Source organism: Streptomyces daliensis (assembly GCF_054782395.1).
On sequence record NZ_BAAGSO010000106.1, the window covers coordinates 393,055 to 416,868 of the forward strand.

Consider the following 23,814-nt stretch of genomic DNA (forward strand, 5'->3'; position numbering starts at 1 on the left):
CCGCAACCGCGCCGGATCTCGGCGCCCAGCTCGGCGGCGTGCTCCGTCAGCAGGCGCTCGGTGGTGCTCTGCGGGACGGCGAGGACGTACGAGTGCGCGGTGTCCAGCCGCTCGGGCCACGGCCTGTCGATGCCCGCGAAGAAACCGCCCGTCGCGAACCGCTGACCGAGCGGGAGGAACCGCTCCAGCAGCCCGCGCTGGTCCATCACCTCGACGCTGCGCACATGCAGGCCGAGCGCGCGGGACTGCCCCGTCGGCTCCGGCTCCCTCTCCAGCACGACCACCCGCACGCCGTGCAGCCGCAGCTCACCGGCCAGCATCATGCCGGTCGGCCCGCCGCCGGCCACGATCACGTCAAACATCCGCATCCTCATCAGGTGAGTGGGCGAGGCGACCGTCGCGAATCCGATATTTCCGCTGGTCCTGGCCTCGGGCGATGATTCTGCGGCACGACAGGGGCCTTGCCGCAAGGCCCCCCGTGCGCTATACGTTGAGAGTGGCAAGGAGCCGGTGCGCTCCTTGCCTTTTGCTGTCTCCGGGGGTCGCTCGGGCCGTCTCCGGGGGAACGCCGCGCCGGGGAGCCCTGCCACGGCGGCGGGGCGGTCGCCCAAGGAGGTTCCGACAGTGCATCTGACACCGCGCGAGACCGAGCGGCTCCAGTTGTTCACGGTCGCCGAGCTGGCCCGCAGACGCCGGGCCCGCGGCAGACGCCTCAACGCGCCCGAGGCCATCGCGCTCATCTGCGACGAGGTGCTGGAGGCCGCCTGGGACGGGCTGAGCATGGCCGAGGTGATCGCGGCCGGACGCGCGGTGCTCACCGAGGCCGACGTCATGGAGGGGGTGCCCGCGATGGTGCCCACCGTGCAGGTGGAGGCGCTGTTCCCCAGCGGCACCGCGCTCGTGGCCGTCGACGCGCCCATCGCCTCGGCGCCGGACACTCCGGAAGCGCCGGGCGCCCCGGGCCCCGGCGCCGTGTGCACCGCACCGGAGCCGGTACGCGTCAACGAGGGCAGGCCCACGCTGGCCCTCACCGTGCGCAACACGGGGGAGCGCCCCGTCTATGTCTCCTCGCACTATCCGCTGGCGGAGGCCAACGCGGCGCTGGAGTTCGACAGGGCGGCGGCGGCCGGGATGCGCCTGGACATCGCCGCGGGCACGGCGCTCGTCTTCGCGCCGGGAGAGTCCCGCGAGGTCCCCCTGGTGACGGCCCGTCACGAGGACGCGGGGCTGCGGCCCCCGGACGGGAAGCCGGACGGGGAGCGGGAGGGGACCGCGTGAACCGGATCGAACGCCGCACGTACAACGCGCTCTACGGGCCCACCACGGGCGACCGCGTCAGGCTCGGCGACACGTGCCTGTGGGTGGAGGTCGAGACGGACGACGGGACGCCGGGCGACGAACTGCTGGGCGGCTGCGGCAAGACCGTGCGCGACGGGCTGCTCGCCTCGCCCCGCTCCGACCGCGCCTCGGCGCTCGACCTCGTCATCTCCAGCGTGGTCCTCATGGACCCCGTACTCGGCGTGCGCAAGACCGACATCGGGGTGAAGGACGGCCGCGTCGTGGCCGTGGGCGGCGTCGGCAACCCGGACGTCATGGCCGTCGAGTACGCCGTCGACTCGCACACCTCGATGGTGCCGGGCGAGGGCCTGATCGCCACCCCCGGCATCGTCGACAGCCATGTGCACCTGTCCTCGCCCGAGATCGCGCCCGCCGCGCTCGCCTCCGGGGTGACGACAGTGGTGGGGATGGGGCTCGGCGGGATGTGGGAGATCGGCTGCAACCCGGCCCACAACCTCCACACCCTGATGAGCGCCTGGCGCGGCACCCCGCTCAACGTGGCGTTCCTGGCGCGCGGTTCGTCCAGCTCGCGGGCGCTGCTGGACGAGGCCGTGCTGGCGGGCGCGGGCGGGTTCAAGATCCATGAGGACTTCGGTGCCACCCCGCGCATCGTGGACACCTGCCTGGGCGCGGCCGAGCACGCTGACCTGCCCGTCGCGCTGCACACCGACTCGATGAACGAGTCGGGCTATCTTCGCGACACCGTCGGCGCGACGAGGGGCCGCACCGTGCACGCCTACCACGTGGAGGGCGGCGGCGGGCATCCCGACCTCCTGGAGATCCTCTCCGAGCCGCACATCCTGCCCTCGTCCACGACCCCGACCGTGCCGTACACCGTCAACACCGTGGACGAGCTGTTCCCGATGACGATGACCGTCCACCGGCAGAACCACCACAGCGAGAGCGACGTCGCCGTCTCGCGCGGCCGTATCCGCGCGCACGCCATCGCCGCCGAGAACTCCCTGCACGACCTCGGCGCCATCAGCATCGTCAACTCCGACTCCATGGGCATGGGCCGGATCGCCGAGACCGTGCGCCGCACCTGGCAGCTCGCGCATGTGCAGGCGTTGCGCACCGGCGACGGCGGCGTCGAACACCCCGCCAACGCGCGCGTGCTGCGCTACCTCGCGAAGATCACGCTGAATCCCGCCGTGGCACACGGACTCGCCCACGAGGTGGGTACGGTGCGGCCGGGACGGCTCGCCGACATCGTGCTGTGGCACCCGGCCTGGTTCGGCACCAAGCCCGAACTGGTCCTCAAGAGCGGCTTCGTGGCCTGGGGCAACACGGGCTCGGGCTCCGGCTCCACCCGGCTCACCCAGCCCCGCGCCTACCGCCCCTACTACGGAGCCCTCGGCGACGCGGCCTCCCGGCTGTCCCGGGTCTTCGTCGCCGCCGAGGCGCTGGCGGACCCGGCAGCCCGCGCGGCGCTCCCCGACGGGCTGCGCTACGCGGCCGTACGAGGTGCGCGCGGCCTCTCCCGTACGGACATGGCGCACAACACGGCCACGCCACGGGTCGAGGTGCCCCGCGATCCGGGGCCCGTCCTCGTCGACGGTGTGCCGACCGCGACGGACGCCGTGCGCGAGGTGCCCCTGGCGCAGCTTCACCACCTGGCCTGACGGTCCGCACGACCACTCCCACACAGCGAAGGCGAAGGCACCCGCATGAGCCCCAGCACCTCCGGCACACCGCACACCCCCGGCACTCCCGGCCCGTCGAGTACCCCGGACACCCCCGGCCGCCTCCCCGCGCGGACCGGCGGGCGCATACTGACCGCGCAGCTCCAGCGGCACGGCGTGGACCTCGTGTTCGGCGTGCCCGGAGAGAGCTATCTGGCCGTGCTGGACGCGCTGTACGACGCGCCGGTACGCATGGCCGTCTGCCGCCACGAGGGCGGCGCCGCCTACATGGCCGAGGCGTACGGCAAGCTCACCGGGCGCCCCGGCGTCTGCTTCACCACCCGAGGCCCCGGCGCGGCCAACGCGCTCGTGGCCCTCCACACCGCGCACCAGGACGCCACCCCGCTCGTCCTCTTCGTCGGCCTCGTCCCGCGCGGGCACACGGGGCGGGCGGCGTTCCAGGAGTTCGACCCGCGCGGCACGTTCGGCGCCCACGCCAAGCTCGTGGAGACCGTCGAGGACGCGGCGCGGCTGCCCGAGCACGTGGCCCGCGCCTTCGCCGTCGCCCGCGAGGGACGCCCGGGGCCCGTCGTCCTCGGGCTGCCCGAGGACATGCTCACCGACATCGCGCGGGTGCCCGACGCGACTCCGCTGCCCGTGCCGGACGGCGCCGTCTCACCGGCGGAACTGGACCGGCTCGGGGCGCTGCTGGCCTCCGCCGAACGACCGCTGCTGCTCCTCGGGGGCTCCCGCTGGACGGAGCGGGCCCGCGCGGACATACGGGCGTGGGCCGAGGAGTGGTCCCTGCCCGTGGCCGTCGACTTCCGCTGCCAGGACCTGATCGCCGCCGACAGCGAGGTCTACGCCGGACACCTGGGCTACGGGCGCTCCGAGGCCCTCGCCCGCCGGGTCGCCGAGACGGACCTCCTCCTCTGCGTGGGCACGGCACCCGCCGACGTGACGACCGACGGGTTCACCCTGCTCGGCGGACCGGGCGACGGAGCCGACGAGGGGGCGCCCCCGGCCGCCGAGACCGGGCCCCGCATCGTGCAGGCGCTGCCCTACCCCTTGCCGCCAGGACCGCTCTACGTGCCCGAGCTGGCCCTGCTCGCCGCGCCCGAGGCGTTCGGCGAGGCGGTCAGGGGGCTGAAGCCGTCCGGGCCCGTGCCCTGGGCCGGGCGCACGGCGCGGGACCGGGCCGCCTACGCCGCCTTCCACGCGCCCCTCCACGACGACGATCCCCTCGACCTCGGCGCCGTCTTCGCCACGCTCGACGCACGCCTGGCGTCCGACGCGATCGTCACCTTCGGCGCGGGCAATCACGCGGTGTGGACGCAGCGCTTCCTCACCTACCGCGAGGGCATGCGCCAGCTCGCCCCGCGCAACGGCTCCATGGGCTACGGCATCCCCGCTGCCGTCGCCGCCTGCCTCGTCCACCCGGACAGGCAGGTCGTGTCGGTCGCGGGCGACGGCTGCTTCCTGATGAACGGGCAGGAGCTTGCCACCGCGACGGCCGAGGGCGCCGCCCCCCTCGTGCTGGTCCTCGACAACGGCGGCTACGGCACGATCCGCAAGCACCAGGAGCGCGAGTACCCCGGTCGGGTGAGCGGAACGCGCCTGGTCAACCCCGACTTCGCCGCCTACGCGCGCGCGTTCGGGGCGCACGGCGAGACCGTCACCACCACGGCGGAGTTCGCGCCCGCGCTCGACCGGGCGCTGGCCCGCCAGGCGGCGGGCACGGCGGCGCTGATCGCCCTGCGCGTCACCGACGGGCGGCTCCTGCCGGGCATGACCGTCGACTCCCTGCGGAAGGCATCCCAGCGGGACTGATGCCGCACCACCTGCGGCACGGTCCGGTAGCGCCACTGTGCGAGCGGGACTGGCACACTGTCGAGGTCCGGTCGAAGGAGCCACGCATGTCGGTAGCACGCCAACTGAAAAAAGCGGTACGTCTGCCACGCGCGCGGTCCCGTGTGGACCTGAGCCACCCCGTCCGCTCCCCGCTCGGCACGGCGGTGGTCAACTGCGTCGCGTACCAGGAGGGCAACCGGCAGGACGACGGGGAGTGCCCCGTCAAGGAAGTGATCGAGCGGGTACGGGAGTCCGGCAGCGGCTTCGCGTGGATCGGGCTGCACGAGCCGACGGCCGAGGAGTTCGCGGGCATCGCCGACCTCTTCGGACTGCACCCGGTGGCGGCCGAGGGCGCCGTGGTCAGGCACCAGCGGCCGAAGGTGGAGCGGTACGACGACACGCTGTTCGCGGTCTTCAAGACGGTCGGCTACGTCGAGCACGGCGAGCTGACAGCGAGCAGCGAGGTCGTGGACACCGGCGAGATCATGGTCTTCACGGGCCCCGACTTCGTCGTCACCGTCCGCCACGGACGGCACGGTTCGCTGGGCCCGCTGCGCGAGGAGCTGGAGGCGGATCCCTCGCAACTGGCGAGGGGGCCGGTGGCCGTGCTGCACGCCATCGCCGACCATGTGGTGGACGACTTCATGGACGTCACCGACGCGGTCCAGGACGACATCGACCAGGTGGAGACCGACGTCTTCGCACCGGACGCGGCCAGTACGGCCGACCCGGCCCGCATCTACCAGCTCAAGCGCGAACTGCTGGAGCTGAAGCGGGCCGTCGCACCGCTGGACCGGCCGCTGCACCGGCTGACGCACCAGGCGATGCCGATGGTCGACACCGAGATACAGAAATATTTCAGGGACGTCGCCGACCACCTGGCCAGGGTCAACGAGCAGATCGAGAGCTTCGACGAGCTGCTGAACTCGATCCTCCAGGCCAATCTGGCCCAGGTGGCCGTCGCGCAGAACGAGGCCATGCGCAGGATCAGCGCCTGGGTCGCGATCGTGGCCGTCCCCACCATGTTCTGCGGGTTCTACGGCATGAACTTCGACCACATGCCGGAACTGCACTGGCGCTACGGCTATCCGCTGGTCCTGTGCGTCATCGCGGTCATCTGCTACACGATCCACCGGGGCTTCCGCCGCAACGGCTGGCTCTGAACCCCCGCCCCCGGCGCCGTCATGGCGCGTCCGGCGCTTCGGCGCCGTCCACGGGGTCGTCGAGGTCGTCGGACTCGTCCAGCAGCGCCTGGCCCGAGACGACCGTGTCCGCCCAGTGCCGGTGCATCCACTCCAGGTGGCCGGCGCGGCTCGCGGCGATGCGCAGGGTGTCCCAGTTGGGGAAGAGCTGCTGTGCCACGTGCGCGGTCATCAGCCGGGGGTCCACCTCGAAGAGGTGGTCGAAGCGCTCGACGGCGACGTCGCTCGCCCGGCGCGGGGGAGGCGGCGTGTGCTCGTCGGCGTAGCGGTAGCCCTCCATCAGCGCTCCTCGCCCTCTTCCCCGTACGCACGGTGCAGCCCGTACTTGCCGGGGTTCATGATGTTGTGCGGGTCGAGGGCCTTCTTGATGTCCAGCATCACGTCGTAGCCGCCGCCCAGTTCCATGGGCACCAGGTCCACCTCGCCCTCGCGGCAGGAGCCGTGGCAGGCGCTGATGGAGCCGCCGTGCCGCAGCGCGACGGCCGCGATGTCCCGCTTGGCGTCCACCCAGGCGGCCCACGCCGCGTCGTCCAGCTCCTGCTCCCAGATGCCGACGTCGATCTCGGTGAGGTAGTCCACCCCCGTGTCGGCGCTCGTGTAGCAGAACATGCCCCAGTCGTCGAAGACGTCGAACCGCTCGCGCAGCCCGGCCACGATGGCGTGCCACTCGCGGCGCACAGCGGGCAGCTCCGTCCAGTTGACGGCCGCGTCCTCGCAGTGCCAGCTCATCGGCGCCACCTGACCCGCCCGGGTGCGGCCGTGGAGCGGGGTGGCGTAGCGGTCGTGCCGTGCGGCCCAGTCGCCGTGCGAGATCTCGTCGCCGAGGTAGCGGGCCCCCGCGTCGCGCGCGATCCGCAGGAAGCGGCGCCCGCCCGCGAGGACCTCGTCCTCGTTGCCGTAGGCGACGGCGCAGACCAGCGCCCGTACGTCGGACGGCTGCGGGATGTACGCCTCGTCGTCCCTGCGCAGGTAGTCGACCTTCCACTCGTCGAAGAGCACGGCCCCGGCGAACGTCGCCACCCCGGCCTGCGCGAGCCGCTGGACGCAGCGGTAGGCGCCGTCGTAGTCGGGGAACGCCCAGAACGGCGAGAACTCCGCCTCCGGCTTCGGGTACAGCTTCAGCGTCGCCTCCGTGGCGATGCCCAGCGTGCCCTGGTGGCCCATGAACAGGTGCTTGAGCTGATAACCGCTGGAGCTCTTGGACACCTTGGGGTCGCCGCCGTCGCCCACCCTGATGATCTTTCCTGTCGGCAGGACGAACTCGAAACTGAGCACCAGATCGCGCGAGTGACCGTAGCGCGAGCCGATCAGCGACCAGCCGCTCGTGCCGATCCTGCCGCCGACGAGCGAGCAGGGGTACGAGGCGGGATCGTCCGGATAGATCAGCCCGTACGGCGCCAGCACCTCGTTGAGCTTCAGCATGTTGATGCCCGTGCCGACGGTGCAGGTGCGGTTGTCGGTGTCGATCTCCTTGACGGTGTTCAGCCGCTTGACGTCCACGACGATGCCGCGCCGCTCCGGCACGGCGCCGTCGGTGAGCCCGGTGCCGCCGTCCCTGGGAACGATGGGGATGCGGTGCGCGTGCGCGATCCGTACGACCTCCGCGACCTCCTCCGCCGTGCCCGGCATCACCACGAGGTCGGGCACGCGCTCGCTCCAGCGGTGCATGGGGAAGGGGGCGGGGACGCGGGCGCGGTTCATGCGCGCGGTCTTGGAGGTCAGCACATACGCGCCGCCGAGCGCGTCGGTGAGTTCGGTGAGCACCCGGTCGGAGAGCTGGGGCGCGGTGGGGGTGCGCGGGGCGGTGGTGCGGGTGGTGGCCGTCGGCCCGCCTGCCGTGGGCCCGTCCTTCGGCTGAGGAGTCATCGGTCCGTGCTCCCTCCCACCTCGATGCCGAGCGAGACGGCGAGCAGTTCGTGCAGGTCCACCACGTCGATGGAGACGGCCTCTCCTGCCTCCGCCAACGGGCGTTCCGACCAGGGACAGGCCGACACCAGGGTGTCCACGTCCAGCTCGGCGGCCTTCGCGACGCGGCTCTCGCTGATCCGCGCCGTCAGCTCCGGCTTCTCGACGGGCAGCCCGCCGCCCGCGCCCGAGCAGTACGACCACTGGGTCACGCGGTCCACGTCGTGGAACGTCAGCCCGGGGATCGCACGCAGGATGCGGCGCGGCTCCTCCCACACGCCCTTGCGCTTGTTGAGGCGGCAGGGGTCGTGGTACGTGATCGTGCGCTCGACGGGCACGGTCGGGGTCAGCCGTCCGTTCCCGATCAGTTCGGCGAGGAGTTCGACCACGAGGACGATCTCGATGTCGAAGTCGGCGCCGAAGTAGGCCGGGTAGTCCTCCGTGAAGGTGATGTAGTCGTGCGGGTCCAGGACCAGCACCCTGCGCACGCCGCTCGCCCGCCAGTCGGCGAGGTTGTGCTCGGCGAAGCGCCGGGACTGCTCGCGGTAGCCCATCTCGGCAGCGGGCCCGCCGCAGCACCACTGCTCGCGCATCAGCCCGAAGTCCACTCCGGCGCGCCGCAGGATCTGCGCGACGGCGCGGGGGACCGAGGTGCGGTGGAACGCCGCCTCGCAGTCCACGAACAGCACTGTCTCCCCGCCGACGGGCAGGTCAAGACCTTCGGCCCAGTCCCGCACCCGCTCCTGCCCGACGGGCACGTCACCGAGCACGGGCTCGTGCGACCGCTCGTCGGTCAGCCGGTTCCACCGCCGGTATCCCGGCTGGTGCACGCCGTTGTCGACGGCGAGCGCGCGCATCCGTTTGACGAGGTCCACGGTGCGGGTGCGGAAGCGGTAGAAGTCGCCGGTGAACAGGGTGTTGGGGCAGCGCAGTTCGCAGGCACCGCACTGGGTGCAGTTCACATAGTCCTCGGCGACGTCCTCGACGGTCAGCTCGCCCTGCTCCATCGCGACGACGTTGGCGTGGAAGGCGGTCGGCGTCCAGGACTCGTTGCGGGTCACCTGCATGACGGGGCACACCTCGCGGCAGAACTTGTGGCCCGAGGAGAAGCAGTTGTAGGCGGCGTCGCGCCAGTCGGAGAGGAACTCGACGGTGACCGGGGCGTGTACGGGCACGCCGCCCTCGGCGGAGGGCTCGGATGGGGGCTCGGCGGAGGGCACGCCGGTGGGTTCGGCGGAGCGTGTGGCGTGGGGTGGGGCGTCGTCGTCGCGATCGGTCATCGGTATGCCTCCACTCGCAGGGGCCGGCCGCGCGGCGTACGCGCCCCGGAGGGGCGGGCGTTCCGCTTCCCCGGCTGATGACGCGCGTTAACCTATGACTTCATAGTTCATGTGACAAGAGGGCGGAGGGAAGCAGGGTGAGCGGGACGGAGGTCTCCGGCGCGGCGCGGCACATCGTCTTCGCGCCGCTGGGGGAGGGCGGCAGGGTGGACGTCGTCGCGCGCCGCATCAGCGAGGCGATCGGCCTCGGCCTGATAGCCGACGGCGAGCAACTGCCCAGCGAGACGGCGCTCTCGGGCGCGCTGAACGTCTCGACGGTGACCCTCCGCGAGGCCCTCGCGCTGCTGCGCCAGCGCGGTCTGGTCGAGACCCGCAGGGGGCGCGGCGGCGGCAGCTTCGTACGGGCACCGGTCGACGCCTCCGTCGAGCGGCTGCGTACACGGCTGCGGGAGACGGGCGTGCACGAGCTGCGCGAGATCGGCGACCACCACCTCGCCGTCTCCGCGACGGCGGCCAGGCTCGCCGCCGAGCGCGCCTCGGGCGAGCATGTGCGGCGGCTGGGGGAGTGGGTGGAGCGGCTGGCCGCAGCGGAGAGTGTCGGCGAGCGCAGGAGGGCGGACGGCCGCTTCCACATCGAGATCGCCGCCGCGGCCCAGTCCACCCGGCTGACCCGCCAGGAGATCGACCTCCAGGGCGAGATCGGCGAACTGCTGTGGCTGCCCTTCGGCGAGGCGGTCGTGCACGAGGAAGCCGTACGGCAGCACCGGGACATCCTCGCCGCGATCGAGGCGGGCGACGGCGCGCGGGCGCGGGCGCTGAGCGAGGAGCACGTCGAACTGGGCGTCAAACGGCTCATCGCCTTCCACCTCCAGCTGGTCAAGAGCTGAGCGCCCAGGCACGAGGTGGGGCCTGCCGCTTGCCGGGAGCCGTGCCCGGGAGGCGTACGGGGAGCGCCGCGGGGGAAGCCGTGCGGACAGGTGCCGTGCGGTGAGCGGCCGTGCGGACAGGGGGAGGTGGGCAGCCGTGGCCGAGGCGGAGGGTTCCGCGTACGGGGCTCCGGGCGAGCGCGCGGCGGGCGAAGGGCCGCTGGGCGCGGGCCCGTCGAGCGGTGGCGGTCCGACGGGTGAGAGCGTCGCAAGCGCGGGCGCGGGCGCGAACGCGTGCGTGGATGCGGCGATCACCGGCGTCGAGACGCTGCTGGCGGACGTCTTCGCGGGCGTCGGCGTGCTGCGCGAACGTACCGCCGCGCTGCTCCGGCGCGCCAGCGCCGAGGGCCGCAGGCCGACGAGCGCCGACCTGGCCACCCTGCGCCCGACCGTACTGCGGCACCTCGCCGAGTCCCGCGGCACGCTGGCGGGCACGGGCGTGATCGCGGCGCCCGGCGCCCTCGCCGACAGGGCACGCTGGCTGGAGTGGTGGCGCGTGCCCGACGGCACGGCGGCGGGCACAGGGGAGGGCACGCCCTGCCCCCTCTGCGTCGACCTGGACCCGGGCAGCGTCGGCGCGTACGAGTACCCCGCCGCCGACTGGTTCGACGGGCCACGCCGCACCGGCCGCCGCACGGTGGTCGGTCCTTACGTCGACTACGCGGGCACCGACGAGTACATCCTCACGTGCGCCGCGCCGGTCGGCTTCGGCCAGGACTTCTTCGGCGTGGCCGCCGCCGACATCCGTGCCACCGACTTCGAGCGCGCCGTGCTGCCCCTGCTGGAGGCGGAGGGCGGCGCTGCGCTGCTGGTCAACGCGTCCGGCCGGGTGCTCGCCTCCAACACGCCCGACTCCATCACCGGCTCCCTGGCCCCCGCCGACGCACGACGCGGCGCCGTGCTCCCGCGCGGCGACGGGTGGGCGGACTGCACGGGGCTGCCGTGGTCGCTGGTACGGCTGTGAGACCGGCCCCGGCCCGTACCACGCGGTTCCCCGGTGCCTCACCTCACTCGCACCTCACTCGGCGGCCATCGCCGCCTGCCACGCGCCCGGGCGCCGGCCTGTCGCCTTCCTGAAGAACACCGAGAAGTTGGACGCGTCGGGGAAGCCGAGCGCGTCGGCGCAGCGGGCCGAGGTGAGGCGGTCGTGTGCGAGGAGGCGCTTGGCCTCCAGGACGATCCGGTCGACGATGTACGCCTTCGCGGTGCGGCCGGTGACCTGTTGCACCGCTCGCGAGAGGGTGCGGGGCGCGTATCCCAGTGTCCTGGCGTAGTAGCCGGCGTCGTGGTGTTCCCGGAAGTGCGCTTCGACGCTGGACCGGAACAGCCGGAACACCGGATGCGCGGACCGTGCCTCGGTATGAGGCGGTCGCAGCCGGGCGAGGAGCGCGGAGAGCAGGATCCCGGGCAGCTCCGTCGGGACGTCCCCGGGCGGCGCTGATGCCTCCAGGAGGAGATGGTCGCGCGCGGCGTCGACGAACGGCCGATCGGCTTCGGGAATGCTCCAGTGCGCGACGAGGTCCGGGGACGCGACGAGTTCCCGGGTGGCGTGGGTGACCGGCGCGGTCGGCACGAACAGCACGAGGTGCCCCGCCACACCGGCGATGTCGTCCCATCGGTGGACCGCGCCGGGGGCGATCCACACCGCGGACCGCTCCTTGAGCGGGTGCCGGAGGAAGTCCACCGTGACGGAGCCGTGGCCGGCGTCGACGAGGGCGAGGACATGGAAGTCGGCACGCTGCGTGCCGCCGTCGTTCAGCTCGCGGAGACGGTCGAACGCCATCGTCTCGACCGCGGTGGCGCGCCGCCCCGGAGGCTGGTAAGTCATCTGCCGGATCATCGTCACGTGTCCATTTTTCACCATCGGGCGACCGGTCCGGCCGATGCCGCGCGCGAGCGTGGAAGTTTGAATGAACACACAGGGCAAACGCCCAGAACACTGACCGGGAGAGACACGATGACCATGACGCAGCAGCCGCTCCTGCCCACTTACGACCATCGGCAGGGGGCCGGGCCGACCCTGGTGCTCCTGCACTACTGGGGTGGTTCCGCCCGTACCTGGGACCTCGTCGTCGACCGCCTCGCGGGTCGTGATGTGCTCACCGTCGACTTCCGCGGCTGGAGCCGGTCGAGCGGCCTGCCCGGCCCCTACACGCTCGGTCAGCTCGCCGAGGACACGCTCGCCGTGCTCGCCGACGCGGGCGTCACCGACTACGTACTGGTCGGGCACTCGATGGGAGGCAAGGTCGCGCAGCTGGTCGCGGCGACGCGGCCCGCCGGTCTGCGCGGCCTCGTCCTCGTCGGCTCCGGTCCGGCGAAGCCCGCCACGCAGATCACCCCTGAGTACCGGGAGACCCTCTCGCACGCCTACGACTCCGACGAGTCCGTGGCCGGGGCGCGGGACCACGTCCTCACCGCGTCCGCGCTGCCCGCGTCGGTCAAGGCGCGGATCGTGGCCGATTCGCGGGCCTGCGCCGACGCCGCACGCACCGAGTGGCCGCTGCGCGGCATCGCGGAGGACATCACCGCGCACACCCGCATGGTCAGCGTTCCCGCCCTCGTCGTCGCAGGGGAGAACGACCAGGTCGAGCCCGTCGGCGTGCTCCGCGACAACCTGGTGCCCTTTCTCTCCCAGGCCGACTTCACGGTGATCCCGGATACCGGCCATCTGATCCCGCTGGAAGCCCCGGCCGGCCTCGTGGACGCCATCACGGCCTTCGCACCGGCAGCCTGACCAGCCACGCGGCGTGGCCGACGCGCCCGCTGGAGGGCACGCCGACACCGTCGCCATGGGCACACACCTGTCCGCGTATCTGCGCCAGCTCTTAATGGGAGCGTTACGCCCTCGAAGGGGCGGCGTCACAGTGAACACAGAGGCTGAAGAGGTCAGTTGGCCCATGCCACGGGCCACCGGTCACCGGCGGCACACCTGAACACACCTGAACACGCCTGACATCCGGTCCTCCCCCCACGATCCGACCAGGATGGGACCTCACGCATGCCTCACGTACCGAGCCGCGCCCGACCCCGCTCCGCTACGCGCGTAGCGGGCCAGGGCGCAGCCACCGGCGTCTCCCAGCCCTCCGACACATCCGGCGCTCCGCTGGCGCTGCTCGAACCCGCGCCCGCGCTCGGCGACACACACGAACACGAGCCCCACCACGCCTCCGCCCCCGCACCCGCCTCCGCTCACGTCCTGGCCGTCGGCGCCCCAGGGCCGAGACGGGAGCGGCTCACCCGCACCCTGCTGGCCAACGGGCACGAGGTCAGCCACGCGGCGCCCGGCGAGGTGACCTCGCGGGTGAAGCAGGCGCCGCCCGACGCGATCGTCGCGCTGCACGAGGAGCGCGCGGGCCTGGACGTCATCGGCGAGGTGCGTGCCGCGCCCGTCGGCAGGGCGCTGCCGCTGCTCATGGTCACCGACGGCGCAGCGCCTGGCGGCGTGGTGGACATGCTGCGGCACGGCGCGGACGACTGCGTACCGGAGACCTCCGACCCGGCCGAGCTGTCGGCCCGGATAGAGGCCAAGCTGCGCCGCGTGCCCGTCCCCGTCGAGAACCTGCTCCGCGACCCGCGCACCGGCCTCTACTCCGCGCCGCACTTCCACGACGAACTCGGCCGCGAACTGCGCCGCCCCGGCGCCGGGCGCCGCAGCGGCGTCGTGGCCATGGTGGCCGTCGCCGAGATGGGGCCCCTGGAGGCCAGGCTGGGCCCGCGCGTGCGCAGGGAGGTCGCGGAGCGGCTGGCCGGGGTCGCCGAGAAGCTGGGCAGCCCGTGGGACCGGCTCGGCTGGGACGACGACGGTCATCTGCTCGTGCTGATGCCGGGCGTGGACGAGGAGACAGCGCGCGCGGCGCTGCGCGAGTTCGCGCACACGGTGGCGGGCACCCGCTTCGTCGTCGCCGACGAGAACGTCCGGCTGACGCCCGCCGTCGGCTGGCTCCCGCTCGCCGAGTGCGCCGATCCGGGCCAGGCCGTGGACAAGGCGCGCGACGCGGTCACCGAGGCACTGCGCCACCGGGACCTGCTGCCCGTCGCCTACGCCCCCTGGATGCGCGACACGGGGCAGCACCGCCGCCGCCCCCTCACGGCCTTCGTGCGCCCGCTGCTCTCCGCGCTCTCCCCGCTGCTGGTGCTGCTCGTCGGGGTGGGCCTGCCGTTCCTGCTCTACCAGCAGTCGTACGAGCTGGGCTGGGACCTGGGCTCCGGCGTCTACTGGGTGGTGGTCGCGGGGCTGCTGGTCTCGGCGCTGCTGATCGTGCTGGAGTGCCTGTTCTCGCTGGACGCCGAGCCCAGGCCGGAGCAGCCAGGGCAGCCCTACCCGCCCGCCAGCGCCGTCATCGCCGCCTACCTGCCCAACGAGGCGGCGACGATCGTCGACACCGTCGAGTCCTTCCTCCGCCAGGAGTACCCGGGCGAGCTGGAGATCGTCCTCGCCTACAACACCCCGCACCCCCTCCCCGTCGAGGACACCCTGCGCGAGACGGCCCGCCGCGACCCGCGCCTGGTCCTGCTTCCCGTGCGGGGCAGCACCTCCAAGGCGCAGAACATCAACGCGGCGGTCACCCGCGTGCGCGGCGAGATGGTGGGCATCTTCGACGCCGACCACCACCCGGCGCCCGACGCGTTCCGACGGGCCTGGCACTGGCTGTCGAACGGCTACGACGTCGTCCAGGGGCACTGCGTGGTACGCAACGGGGACAGCTCCTGGGTCTCCCGGCTGGTGGGCGTCGAGTTCGAGGCCATCTACGCGGTCAGCCACCCGGGCCGCACCAGGCTCTACGGCTTCGGCGTGTTCGGCGGCTCCAACGGCTTCTGGCGCACGGACCTGCTCGCCCGCACCCGGATGCACGGCTCCATGCTCACCGAGGACATCGACTCCACGATGCGCGCTCTGGGCGAGGGCGCGCGCATCGCCACGGACCGCACCCTCGTCTCGCGCGAGCTGGCGCCCACGATGCTGGGTCCCCTGTGGAATCAGCGCTCCCGCTGGGCACAGGGCTGGCTCCAGGTCTCGCTCAAGCACCTGTGGCACGGGCTGCGCTCCCCGGCGTTCACGCTCCGGCAGAAGGCGGGGCTGTTCGTGCTGCTCGGCTGGCGCGAGATACAGCCGTGGCTGACGCTCCAGATCCTCCCCGTCATCCTCTACTCGGCGTGGCGCGCGGGCGGGGTGCACCAGCTCGACTGGGCGGTGCCGCTGTGCCTGCTCGCGCTGCTGTTCACGATGTCGGCGGGCGTCGTACAGGCCGCCTTCGCCTGGCGGCTGGCCGTGCCCGAACTGCGCGCGCGGCGCGCCTGGTTCTGGTCGTACCTCCTGGTCACCACCGTGTTCTACAGCCACTTCAAGAACGTGATCGCCCGGCAGGCGCACCTCAAGGAAGCCCTGGGCGACCGCCAGTGGCGGGTCACCCCGCGCGCGGCGAAGGCGGTGGCCAAGCCGTGAACCGGGCCCGGACTTCCCCGCCCACCCCGCCGGAGGGCGCGCCGGCGCGCAGCAGGGCCCGGGAGATCGAGGGCTACCGAGGGCTCGCCGCGCTGAGCACCGTCGTCTTCCACGTCTGGCAGCAGTACGTCACCTACGACGCGGACGGCTCACGGCCACCCGTGGACAACCCCTACCTCGGCGCGCTCATCTCCCTCGAAGTCATCGACCTCTTCTTCGTGATGTCCGCCTACCTGCTGACGCTCTCCTACGCGCGCGCCGCCATCGACGGCGGCTCGACCCGCCCCGCCGGGGTCTTCCTCTTCCGGCGCGCCATCAGGATCGTGCCGCTGTACTTCCTCGCGGTGCTGGTCGTCTGGGCCAGCCGCAACCCCACCCTGCCGGGCGACTGGCTGGACCTGTTCGAACACCTCACCTTCACCCACGTCTTCGACAAGGACCGCATCTTCTACACCCTCGGCCCCACCTGGTCGCTGTCCCTGGAGATGCTGTTCTACGTCGCGCTCGTCGTGCTCGGTCCGCTCGCGGTGCGCGTCTGCCGCGCCGTCGGACGGCGCGGCGCGCGGGTCGCGGTGTGTGCGGGAGGGTGCGCGCTGCTGTTCGTACTGCCGGTGGTGTGGATCGCGGTGGCGCACTATGTGCTGCACGTGCCGCACACCGAGTGGCCCGTCTACTTCGGCCCGCAGGCGCGGTTCGGCGGCTTCGCCGCGGGCATGGGCCTGGCCGTGGCGACGGTCGCGCTCGGCGAACGCGGCAGGCCCGGCGCCCCGCTCGCGGGCACGCTCGCGCTGACGGCGTTCGCGGGCGTGTACGCCCTGTCGCTGTACTCGGAGCCGGGCAACGCGGGCTTCACCTTCTACCATCCGATCGCCGCCGCGCTGTGGCTGGTGATGCTGTACGGCACCGTCCACGTGGCCAGGCGTCCGCGCTGGCACCGGTTCCTGCGGGCGCGCTGGCTCACGGGCGTGGGCCTGGTCAGCTACAGCCTCTTCATCTGGCACGAGCCGATCATGCTGCGGCTCTACGGTGCCGGACTGCTCCCGCACGGGCAGGAGGACTTCCCGCTGGCCGTCGCCGTCGTGCTGCTCGTGGCGGTGCCCGCGGCCGTGCTCAGCTACTGGGCCGTCGAGTACCCGGCGAGCCTGCTCGGCAGGCTCAAGGACCGCGCGGGCAGGCCCCGCGACTTCTACCCGGCGGACGCGGCGGACCGGGTGGACCCGGCGAACCGGAATGGCCGGGGGGAGGCCCGAGAGAGCCCCGCACGGGCGGGCGCGGAACTGCGCGGGACCGCGTAGCCACCGTAGCCACCCGCGCGCCGCCGCCCGCGGACCCGCACCGCGTCAAGGCCCGACGGGGCCTTGCGGTGCGGGTCTGCCCGTACGGATGAAGTCCGCGTGCCAGCCGGGGCAATCCTGCTTCGCGCCGGGCCTGAAGGGGACGGCATGGAACTGTGGATCTTCCGAGAAGGGTGGCACGCATGGAGCGGTCCGAGCCGGAGCGGCCAAACCGCAGGGCAGCACTCGGGTTCGGCGCGGCGGTGGCGCTCACCGCGGCGCTTCCGGCGCGCAAGGCATTCGCGGCCCCGGGCACCGATGCCCCGGGCACACACGGCGGTCACTCGGGGGCCCTCGGGTTCTCGGGCAAGGAAGTGCTCGGGGTGACGGGTCCTGGGCGGGCGCTGCTGAGCAACCGGAGGCTGTACCACTCGACGGTGATGCAGTCCTTCGGGTTCGACGAGCGACGCGGCCACCTCTATGCGCTCCAGGTCATGCAAGGCGGCGTCCGTCTGCGCGGCGAGCCCCGCGCGTACAGCCACAGCGAGCGCGAGGACCGCGGCGACCTGTGCCTGAACCGCCTCGACATGAAGGGCCGACGGCTCGGCCACATGTTCCTCAAGGGCGTGGGCCACGGCGGCGCCCTGGGCATCGAGCCGCTGAAGGACCGCACCGTGCTGTGGACGGAGTGGGACGCGGCACCGCGCTCCGGCTACGGGCGCGGAGTGTGCCGCTTCTCCTTCGCCAACGGCAAAGTGCTCACCAGCCAGAGCCTGCGCGACAGCTCCTACCGCCCGAAGCCGGGCTCCACGAACAACTACGTCACCCTCGACGTGGCGCACGGCAGGGTGCTGCTGCACTACCGGCGCGACGACGAGCCGTGGTTCGCGGTCTACGCCCTCGACCGCTTTCTGGCCCGCGACTTCCGCCCGCTCATCGAGTTCCAGCGCCCGGCCACGGACCTGCGGCTGCCGTTCCAGGGCATGACGCTGTACGACTCGTCCGCCTATCAGATGCTCGGCAGCGCGTACGGCCCGAAGAACCCGCGCTCCTCCGGAGGCAACACCCGCCTCTTCCGCATCGATGTGCGCTCGGGCGTCACCCTGGAGAACACGCTCGACCGTACGGCCCCCGGCCTGAACCCGCGCGAGCCCGAGGGCCTCGCGGTGCTCAACACCAAGAAGGGGCCGCAACTGTGCATGGGCTTCGCGCACGGCAAGGCCAGGGCGCGCAGGTTCTCCGTCTTCATGAAGGACATCGGCTGGTCGGCCTTGTGAGGGGACAGGGGCTGACGGGGTGAGGCGGCTGCTGGGCGGCGAGGGAGCCAGGCACCCTCGGCCCCCTCGCCGCCCACCCCCGTTGCCCAGCTCCGACGTTCAGCTCCGACGGGAGACGCCCGGCCCCGACCGTACGCGGGAAGCACCCGAACCGCCCGTACTCCCCGAACCGCCCGCACCCTCCGCACCGCCCAGGGCGAGCCACGACGCCTCCAGCGCGCTGTTGAACGACACCTCGCTGAGCACTCCGGGCGCGGCCACCTGGTCCCCGGCCAGATACACGCCCTCGCCACGGTGCACGGCAGGGCGGTCGCGCCAGGTCGTGCCGGGCGGGTCGACGGCGCCCGTGCGGTGCTCCGCGACCGACTCCGTCGAGCACACCGTACGCTCCCGCCAGCCCGGGAAGCCCAGGTCGAGCAGCCGCTCCCCGCGCGCCAGCCCCACGGCCCTCGGCTCCCCTGGCGCCAGCGGGAACTGCGCCTGGAGCAGCGACTGGCAGGGCGGTGCGAGGGAGGGGTCGGCCGCCGTGAACCGCTCGATCCAGCCGGGCGCGTCGAGGTCGGACACGGCGAACGCGTCACCGCGCCGCTTCTCCAGCACCAGGTCCAGCAGCGCCGTACGGCCGCCGGGCCAGTCGAGCGCGCTGTCGCCCAGCAACTGCCGGGCCGACTCCAGGGCGGTGGCCACGATGACGGGCCCGTCGCCCGTCAGGCCGGTCAGTTCCGACGGCGAGGACACGCGTGCCCCCGTCTCGACGCGTACGCCCATCGCGCGGGCACGCGCCGCCATCCCCGCGACGAGCGTGGCCCAGCCGCCGCGCGGATAGTGGGCCTCGGGCGGCAGCTTCATGGCGCGGCGCAGCCGCTCGTGGGTGAAGGCGGCGGACAGCGCGCCCGGGTCGTGGTGGAAGACCGCCACGGCGGCGTAGTGCGCCGCGGCCCGCGCGTTCCGCTCACCGGCCACGGCGCTCGCCCACTCCATGAACGGCACGTCGGACGGCGCCTCGCGCCTGGCCAGCAGCCGCAGGAGGCCGGGCGGCGGGGTCCTGCGCAGCGCGCCGTCACGGTGGAAGCGCAGCCGCGTCCCCTCCAGCGGAGGGACCGGCGCCATGGGAGGCAGCAGTCCGCGCCGCTTGAGCCAGGTCCAGTGCGGGCCGCCTTTGTAGAGGGCGTGCGGCCCCTCGTTGGTGCGGTACGGTCCTTCGGCGGTGCGGGCCCGGCCGCCGAGGTCGCGGTGCGCCTCGTACAGGGTGACGGCGGCGCCCGCCTCGGCGCTGGCCAGGGCCGCGGTGAGTCCGGCGAACCCGCCGCCGACGACGGTGAGATGACGCGTGGGCATGGGAGCCTCCATCTGGGGTGGCGCGGCCCGTAGGGCCACTGGTGGCTGGTGGACGCCGGATTACGCGCGGGCCGCGCGTGCCGGTGGCCGGCCGCCCGGTTCCTGATGGCCGCTCAGCTCCCATGTCTGGCCCCCTACGAGGGCACGCCCCTGGTCGTCCTGCTCCTGCCCGTGCCCGTGTCCGCGTGCGGCGCGGGCCGTCACAACGTGCCGCTTCATGCCGCTGCTCCCTCCGCTCGAAGGTGCCGTGCCCCGCCCGGTGCGGGGCCTCCTGACCCGTACGACGAGGGAGGGGCGCGGAGTGTGACATTGAGGGGGCGGAGAGAGGCGGAGAGAGGCGGACGGGCGCGGTCGCCGGTGCCGGAGCCCGTCGCGTTCAGGACCCCGGACCGGTGCCAGGACCCTTGCCGGGTTCGGTCCTCGGCGCCGGAACCGGGGCGCCGGGTTCCGTTCCGGTCACCGGCGCCGGCGCCGGTGCCGGGACCGGGGACGGGTCCTCGCCGGGGTCCGCGCGCGAGTTTCCCGAGTGCGGGGTGCAGCGGCCCTCGGCCCGCCACTGCCGCACCAGCGCGCGGAAGATCGGCGGATCCTCCTGGTGCGCGCGCAGCAGTTCCGCGAGTACGACCGCCGGATCTCCCGGCTGGGACGACTGCGTGCCTGGGTTTCCCTGGGCATACATGACCTGTCCAACGCGCCTTTCCCCAGGTGGGCACGCTGCCGTCGTGCTGACACCCGCGTTCGGGCGTAGCGGGCCGCCCCGTACAGCCGGTGCGGAACGGCCCTCTCCTGCCCGTCCGGCGGGCCGTTGGCCGCCCACCCGGGCGCCTGACCGGGCATCTTTCCGAGCGCCTGTCCGGGCGCCGGGAACTCCTTCCTGACGTCACCCACAAGGCGGTGCGGTTCCTGCCGCCTGCCGGACGGGTGCTTCGAGGCGTACTTGTCCCGGTCCGCCGCGGAGAGGGAGCGTAGGAGCGCCCAGGTGCCGTCGCCGGATCAAGGAGTTCACGTGACGTACGACGCGTACGACCTCCAGGCCCTCCGCGAGCGCATACCCGCGCTCGGCGCGGGCCGCGCCTACTTCGACGGGCCAGGGGGCACCCAGACCCCACGGGCCGTCATCGAGGCCGTCTCCGACGCGCTGGCGAACCCGCTGGCCAACCAGGGCGAGAACACCCTGGGCGAGCGGAACGCGGAAGCCATCGTCGTCGGGGCACGCGCCGCGCTCGGCGATCTGCTGGCGGCCGACCCGTCGGGCATCGTCTTCGGGCGCAGCGCCACCCAGCTCACCTACGACCTCTCCCGCACCCTGGCCAGGACGTGGTCGCCCGGCGACGAGATCGTCGTGACGCGGCTGGACCACGACGCCAACATCCGCCCCTGGGTCCAGGCCGCGGCGCACGCGGGGGCCACGGTGCGGTGGGCCGACTTCGACCCGGAGACCGGCGAGCTGACGCCGGATCACCTGCGCGCCGCGCTCTCGGGGCCCGGGCGCACCCGGCTGGTCGCGGTCACGGCGGCGTCGAACCTGATCGGCACCCGGCCGCCCGTCGCGGAACTCGCCGCCCTGGCGCACGCGGAGGGGGCGCTGTTCCACGTCGACGCGGTGCACTACGCCGCGCACGCCTGTGTGGACCTCGCGGCGCTGGGCGCCGACTTCCTCGTCTGCTCCCCGTACAAGTTCCTCGGGCCCCACCTGGGCGTCCTCGCGGCCGACCCCGCTCTGCTGGAGACGCTGCGGCCCGACAAGCTGCTGCCCGCGACGGACGAGGTACCCATGCGCTACGAGCTGGGGACCCTGCCCTACGAACTCCTCGCCGGAGTCAGCGCCGCCGTCGACTTCCTCGCCGGTCTCGCCCCGCGCGGGGAGGGCGGCGGGCGCCGGGCGCGGCTGGTCTCCGCGCTCGCCGCGGTCGGGGCGCACGAGGACGCGCTGCGGCTGCGCGTCGAGAAGGGGCTGGCCGCGTTCGAAGGGGTCACCCTGTACTCGCGCGCCGCCGAGCGCACCCCGACTCTCCTGCTCACCCTGGAGGGCCGCGACACGGAGGCCGCCTCCCGCTTCCTCGCCGCACGCGGCGTCGACGCGCCGTCCGGCTCCTTCTACGCGCTGGAGCCCTCCCGCCACCTCGGGCTCGGGGACGCGGGCGGACTGCGCGTCGGCCTCGCCCCGTACAACAGCGCCGAGGACGTCGACCGGCTGCTGGAGGGGCTGGCGGACCACCTCGCCAGGTGACGGGAGAATGACGCCGAAGGCTGTGTGGGGGTGGCCCTGTTCAGGGAGGCGCCGTTCGCCGGTACACGCCGGACGGCCGCCTGGACCGGGAGATCACCTTGCCGGTCTCGCTGACGACGTCCTGCGCCTTCGGCGGGCCGGGCCTGACGGACCTCTACGTGACCACCGCGCGCCGCGACCCGTCCCCCGACCCCCTCGCGGGACGCCTCTTCGTGGTACCGGACGCGGGCCGCGGCATCGCGGGCACCCCCTTCGACGGCTGACGCCCGCGCGTCAGAGGGCGTCGTCAGGGGGCGTACGGGTGCGGCCCGGCGGCCCGTTCGTCGTGCGCCCGCCCGGGACCGCGCCGAACCGGCCGCCGCCTCACCCCCGTACCTCGGCGTACTCCTCCGTGTCCGGTGTGCCCTCCCGTACGCCGGAATCGCGGCGCCCGTACGTCACGCGCCCGGAGCGCTTCCGCGCTTCCGCGGCCCGTCGCGCAGCTTCCGTACAGGGCGCGGAGCGCCGTCTTCCCCTGCCGGGGCGTGCCAGGATCGGCGGCCGTACCGCACCCGGACCCGGACCCGGATCACAGGACGGCTCAGCTTACGGAAGACGGAGGGCCCGCCTCATGACCACGGTTGCCAGGAAGCGGCCCCTGGCCCTCCTCTTCGACGTGGATGGTGTGCTGATCGACTCGGGGGCCGCCCACGCACGCGTGTGGGCCGGATGGGCGCGGGCGCGCGGGCTGGACCCGGCGCTCGTGCAGCGGGCGACGCAGGGCCGCCGCCGCATCGACACGCTGCGGCGGCTGGCGCCCGACCGCCCGCCGGTGGAGGAGAACCGGCTGCTCGACGCGCTCATGGCCGCCGAGGAGCCCACCATCGCCGCCTACGAGGGCGTCCGCGAACTGCTGTGCTCCCTCGCGCCCGGCACCTGGGCCCTCGTGACCTCCAGCCGGGCCGGGACCACGGCCTCGCGCATGACCGCGCTCGGCCTTCCGCTGCCGGAGGCGCGCGTCTGCGCCGAGGACGTACGCGACGGAAAGCCGTCACCCGAGGGCTACCTCGCCGCGGCGGCGGCCCTCGGCGTGGCCCCCTCCGACTGCCTGGTGCTGGAGGACTCGCCCGCGGGGATACGCGCGGGCCGCGCCGCCGGATGCGTCGTCCACGCGGTGTCCACCACCCACCCGCCACACCGCCTCCGCGCCGCACATGCCTGTTTCTCCTCCCTCCGGGACGCCGTCGCCTCCGCACACGCGCACGCTTGTGATGTACGAAGTGCCCATTAAGTTGAACGAGAAGGTTCAAGTCGGCGCGCGGCGGCGCGCGACTCCCGTACAAGGCCGAGGGCGGTGAGTGCCGTCGCGGTGAGTGCGGTGCGGGAAAAAGTGTCGCCCGTGACGGGGGAGTTCGCTGATACTCGGGCCCATGGCGCACTTCTCCGACTTCGATACCCGCGGCTACCGGACGGTGGACGTGACCACCGGCTACGGCCAGTGGGTGGACACCTACGAACAGACCGTCGAGGACGTCATGGACCTCGCCGTGCTGGAGGAACTGGACGAGCCACGCTGGAGCGCGGTGCGCCGTGCGGCCGACCTCGGCTGCGGCACGGGGCGTACGGGCGCGTGGCTCAAGAGCCGAGGCGTCGCCTCCGTCGACGGTGTGGACCTCACCCCGGGGATGCTGGAGCGGGCGCGTGCGCGCGGCGTCCACGACCGGCTGGTGGAGGGCGACGTGCGCGCGAGCGGCCTGGAAGCGGGGGCCTACGACCTCGTCATCGCCTCCCTCATCGACGAACACCTGCCGAAGCTGCGGCCGTTCTACGACGAGGCGTGGCGCCTGGCGGACGAGGGGGCCATGTGCGTCATCCTCGCGTTCCACCCGCACTTCATCATGGCTTCGGGCATGCCCACCCACTTCACCAGCGCGTCGGGCGAGCCGATCGCCATCACGACCCACGTCCACCTCCTGAGCGACCACATCACCGCGGGCCTCAAGGCGGGCTGGACGCTGGCCGAGATGCGCGAGGGGGTCGTGGACGAGCGCTGGCTCGCGGTCAAGCCCAAGTGGGAACGCTTCCGCGGCCACCCCGTCTCGGCCGCCCTGGTGTGGCGCAAGCGGAGCTGAGCCAAGGGCCAAGGGCC

General features: G+C 73.2%; 20 protein-coding genes and 2 pseudogenes. 14 read left to right on the forward strand and 8 right to left on the reverse strand.

Annotated features, from left to right (window positions below; all coding sequences use genetic code 11):
• Positions 1–740 (reverse strand): annotated as a pseudogene (locus ACYVOO_RS29445) (FAD-dependent monooxygenase); the annotation flags it as partial.
• On the opposite strand from ACYVOO_RS29445, the gene ACYVOO_RS29450 reads away from it, so the two are divergent.
• The 4 genes from ACYVOO_RS29450 (at position 625) to ACYVOO_RS29465 (ending at position 5,974) form a co-directional block, all read left to right on the forward strand.
• Positions 625–1,278 (forward strand): urease subunit gamma, encoded by a 654-nt coding sequence (locus tag ACYVOO_RS29450; protein ID WP_461018741.1) that lies wholly within the window; start codon positions 625–627, stop codon positions 1,276–1,278. The pseudogene ACYVOO_RS29445 and the gene ACYVOO_RS29450 overlap by 116 nt on opposite strands.
• Positions 1,275–2,960 carry an urease subunit alpha gene (locus ACYVOO_RS29455; protein WP_461018742.1) on the forward strand — a complete coding sequence of 562 codons (1,686 nt, stop codon included), beginning with the start codon at positions 1,275–1,277 and terminating at the stop codon, positions 2,958–2,960. Before ACYVOO_RS29450 ends, ACYVOO_RS29455 begins: the two co-directional genes overlap by 4 nt.
• Positions 2,961–3,005: 45 nt before the next feature.
• On the forward strand, positions 3,006–4,790 hold the full coding sequence (locus ACYVOO_RS29460; protein WP_461018743.1) for a thiamine pyrophosphate-dependent enzyme: 1,785 nt from the start codon (positions 3,006–3,008) through the stop codon (positions 4,788–4,790).
• An 86-nt stretch (positions 4,791–4,876) separates the two neighbouring features.
• Positions 4,877–5,974, forward strand: a complete 1,098-nt coding sequence (locus ACYVOO_RS29465; protein WP_461018744.1) for a magnesium and cobalt transport protein CorA — start codon at positions 4,877–4,879, stop codon at positions 5,972–5,974.
• A gap of 19 nt (positions 5,975–5,993) precedes the next feature.
• On the opposite strand, the gene ACYVOO_RS29470 is transcribed toward ACYVOO_RS29465, so the two are convergent.
• Genes ACYVOO_RS29470 through ACYVOO_RS29480 form a run of 3 tightly spaced genes read right to left on the reverse strand, consistent with a single transcriptional unit; the run spans position 5,994 to position 9,198 of the window.
• Positions 5,994–6,293: a hypothetical protein gene (locus ACYVOO_RS29470; protein WP_461018745.1), complete on the reverse strand. Its 300-nt coding sequence runs from the start codon at positions 6,291–6,293 to the stop codon at positions 5,994–5,996.
• Entirely contained in the window at positions 6,293–7,879 is a 1,587-nt protein-coding gene (locus tag ACYVOO_RS29475) for an FAD-binding oxidoreductase (RefSeq protein WP_461018746.1), read from the reverse strand. The genes ACYVOO_RS29470 and ACYVOO_RS29475 overlap by 1 nt, the downstream gene beginning before the upstream one ends.
• Positions 7,876–9,198, reverse strand: coding sequence for a (Fe-S)-binding protein (locus tag ACYVOO_RS29480; protein WP_461018747.1), 1,323 nt, complete (start codon positions 9,196–9,198; stop codon positions 7,876–7,878). Before ACYVOO_RS29480 ends, ACYVOO_RS29475 begins: the two co-directional genes overlap by 4 nt.
• A 137-nt stretch (positions 9,199–9,335) precedes the next feature.
• Here ACYVOO_RS29480 and ACYVOO_RS29485 point away from each other — a divergent pair, with 137 nt between their 5' ends.
• Positions 9,336–10,085 (forward strand): FadR/GntR family transcriptional regulator, encoded by a 750-nt coding sequence (locus tag ACYVOO_RS29485; protein ID WP_461018748.1) that lies wholly within the window; start codon positions 9,336–9,338, stop codon positions 10,083–10,085.
• 136 nt (positions 10,086–10,221) lie between these two features.
• Positions 10,222–11,088 carry a cache domain-containing protein gene (locus tag ACYVOO_RS29490; protein ID WP_461018749.1) on the forward strand — a complete coding sequence of 289 codons (867 nt, stop codon included), beginning with the start codon at positions 10,222–10,224 and terminating at the stop codon, positions 11,086–11,088.
• Positions 11,089–11,142: 54 nt separating this feature from the next.
• Here the strand turns inward: ACYVOO_RS29490 and ACYVOO_RS29495 are convergent, their stop codons facing one another.
• Complete coding sequence (locus tag ACYVOO_RS29495; protein ID WP_461018750.1) at positions 11,143–11,970, reverse strand: helix-turn-helix domain-containing protein; 828 nt, start codon at positions 11,968–11,970, stop codon at positions 11,143–11,145.
• A 111-nt stretch (positions 11,971–12,081) separates the two neighbouring features.
• Between ACYVOO_RS29495 and ACYVOO_RS29500 the strand changes: the two genes are divergently transcribed.
• From ACYVOO_RS29500 to ACYVOO_RS29515, 4 genes are all read left to right on the forward strand, one after another.
• Entirely contained in the window at positions 12,082–12,858 is a 777-nt protein-coding gene (locus tag ACYVOO_RS29500; RefSeq protein WP_461018751.1) for an alpha/beta fold hydrolase, read from the forward strand.
• A 264-nt stretch (positions 12,859–13,122) separates the two neighbouring features.
• A complete protein-coding gene (locus ACYVOO_RS29505) occupies positions 13,123–15,567 on the forward strand; it encodes a glycosyltransferase (protein ID WP_461018752.1) in 2,445 nt (814 codons plus the stop codon).
• Positions 15,564–16,862 (forward strand): acyltransferase family protein, encoded by a 1,299-nt coding sequence (locus ACYVOO_RS29510; RefSeq protein ID WP_461018753.1) that lies wholly within the window; start codon positions 15,564–15,566, stop codon positions 16,860–16,862. Before ACYVOO_RS29505 ends, ACYVOO_RS29510 begins: the two co-directional genes overlap by 4 nt.
• Positions 16,863–17,044: 182 nt before the next feature.
• Positions 17,045–18,118, forward strand: coding sequence for a phage baseplate protein (locus ACYVOO_RS29515; RefSeq protein WP_461018754.1), 1,074 nt, complete (start codon positions 17,045–17,047; stop codon positions 18,116–18,118).
• Between the two features lie 99 nt (positions 18,119–18,217).
• Here the strand turns inward: ACYVOO_RS29515 and ACYVOO_RS29520 are convergent, their stop codons facing one another.
• From ACYVOO_RS29520 to ACYVOO_RS29530, 3 genes are all read right to left on the reverse strand, one after another.
• Positions 18,218–19,456 carry an FAD-dependent oxidoreductase gene (locus ACYVOO_RS29520; protein WP_461018755.1) on the reverse strand — a complete coding sequence of 413 codons (1,239 nt, stop codon included), beginning with the start codon at positions 19,454–19,456 and terminating at the stop codon, positions 18,218–18,220.
• Positions 19,457–19,516: 60 nt separating this feature from the next.
• Complete coding sequence (locus ACYVOO_RS29525) at positions 19,517–19,675, reverse strand: hypothetical protein (RefSeq protein WP_461018756.1); 159 nt, start codon at positions 19,673–19,675, stop codon at positions 19,517–19,519.
• Positions 19,676–19,832: 157 nt separating this feature from the next.
• A complete protein-coding gene (locus ACYVOO_RS29530; protein WP_461018757.1) occupies positions 19,833–20,135 on the reverse strand; it encodes a hypothetical protein in 303 nt (100 codons plus the stop codon).
• A 327-nt stretch (positions 20,136–20,462) separates the two neighbouring features.
• On the opposite strand from ACYVOO_RS29530, the gene ACYVOO_RS29535 reads away from it, so the two are divergent.
• The 4 genes and pseudogenes from ACYVOO_RS29535 (at position 20,463) to ACYVOO_RS29550 (ending at position 23,797) form a co-directional block, all read left to right on the forward strand.
• Entirely contained in the window at positions 20,463–21,686 is a 1,224-nt protein-coding gene (locus tag ACYVOO_RS29535) for a cysteine desulfurase-like protein (protein ID WP_461018758.1), read from the forward strand.
• Positions 21,687–21,695: 9 nt separating this feature from the next.
• Positions 21,696–21,949 (forward strand): annotated as a pseudogene (locus ACYVOO_RS29540) (SMP-30/gluconolactonase/LRE family protein); the annotation flags it as partial.
• Between the two features lie 347 nt (positions 21,950–22,296).
• Positions 22,297–22,956: an HAD-IA family hydrolase gene (locus ACYVOO_RS29545; protein ID WP_461018759.1), complete on the forward strand. Its 660-nt coding sequence runs from the start codon at positions 22,297–22,299 to the stop codon at positions 22,954–22,956.
• Between the two features lie 139 nt (positions 22,957–23,095).
• Positions 23,096–23,797, forward strand: a complete 702-nt coding sequence (locus ACYVOO_RS29550; RefSeq protein ID WP_461018760.1) for a class I SAM-dependent DNA methyltransferase — start codon at positions 23,096–23,098, stop codon at positions 23,795–23,797.
• The last annotated feature ends 17 nt before the right edge of the window (positions 23,798–23,814 follow it).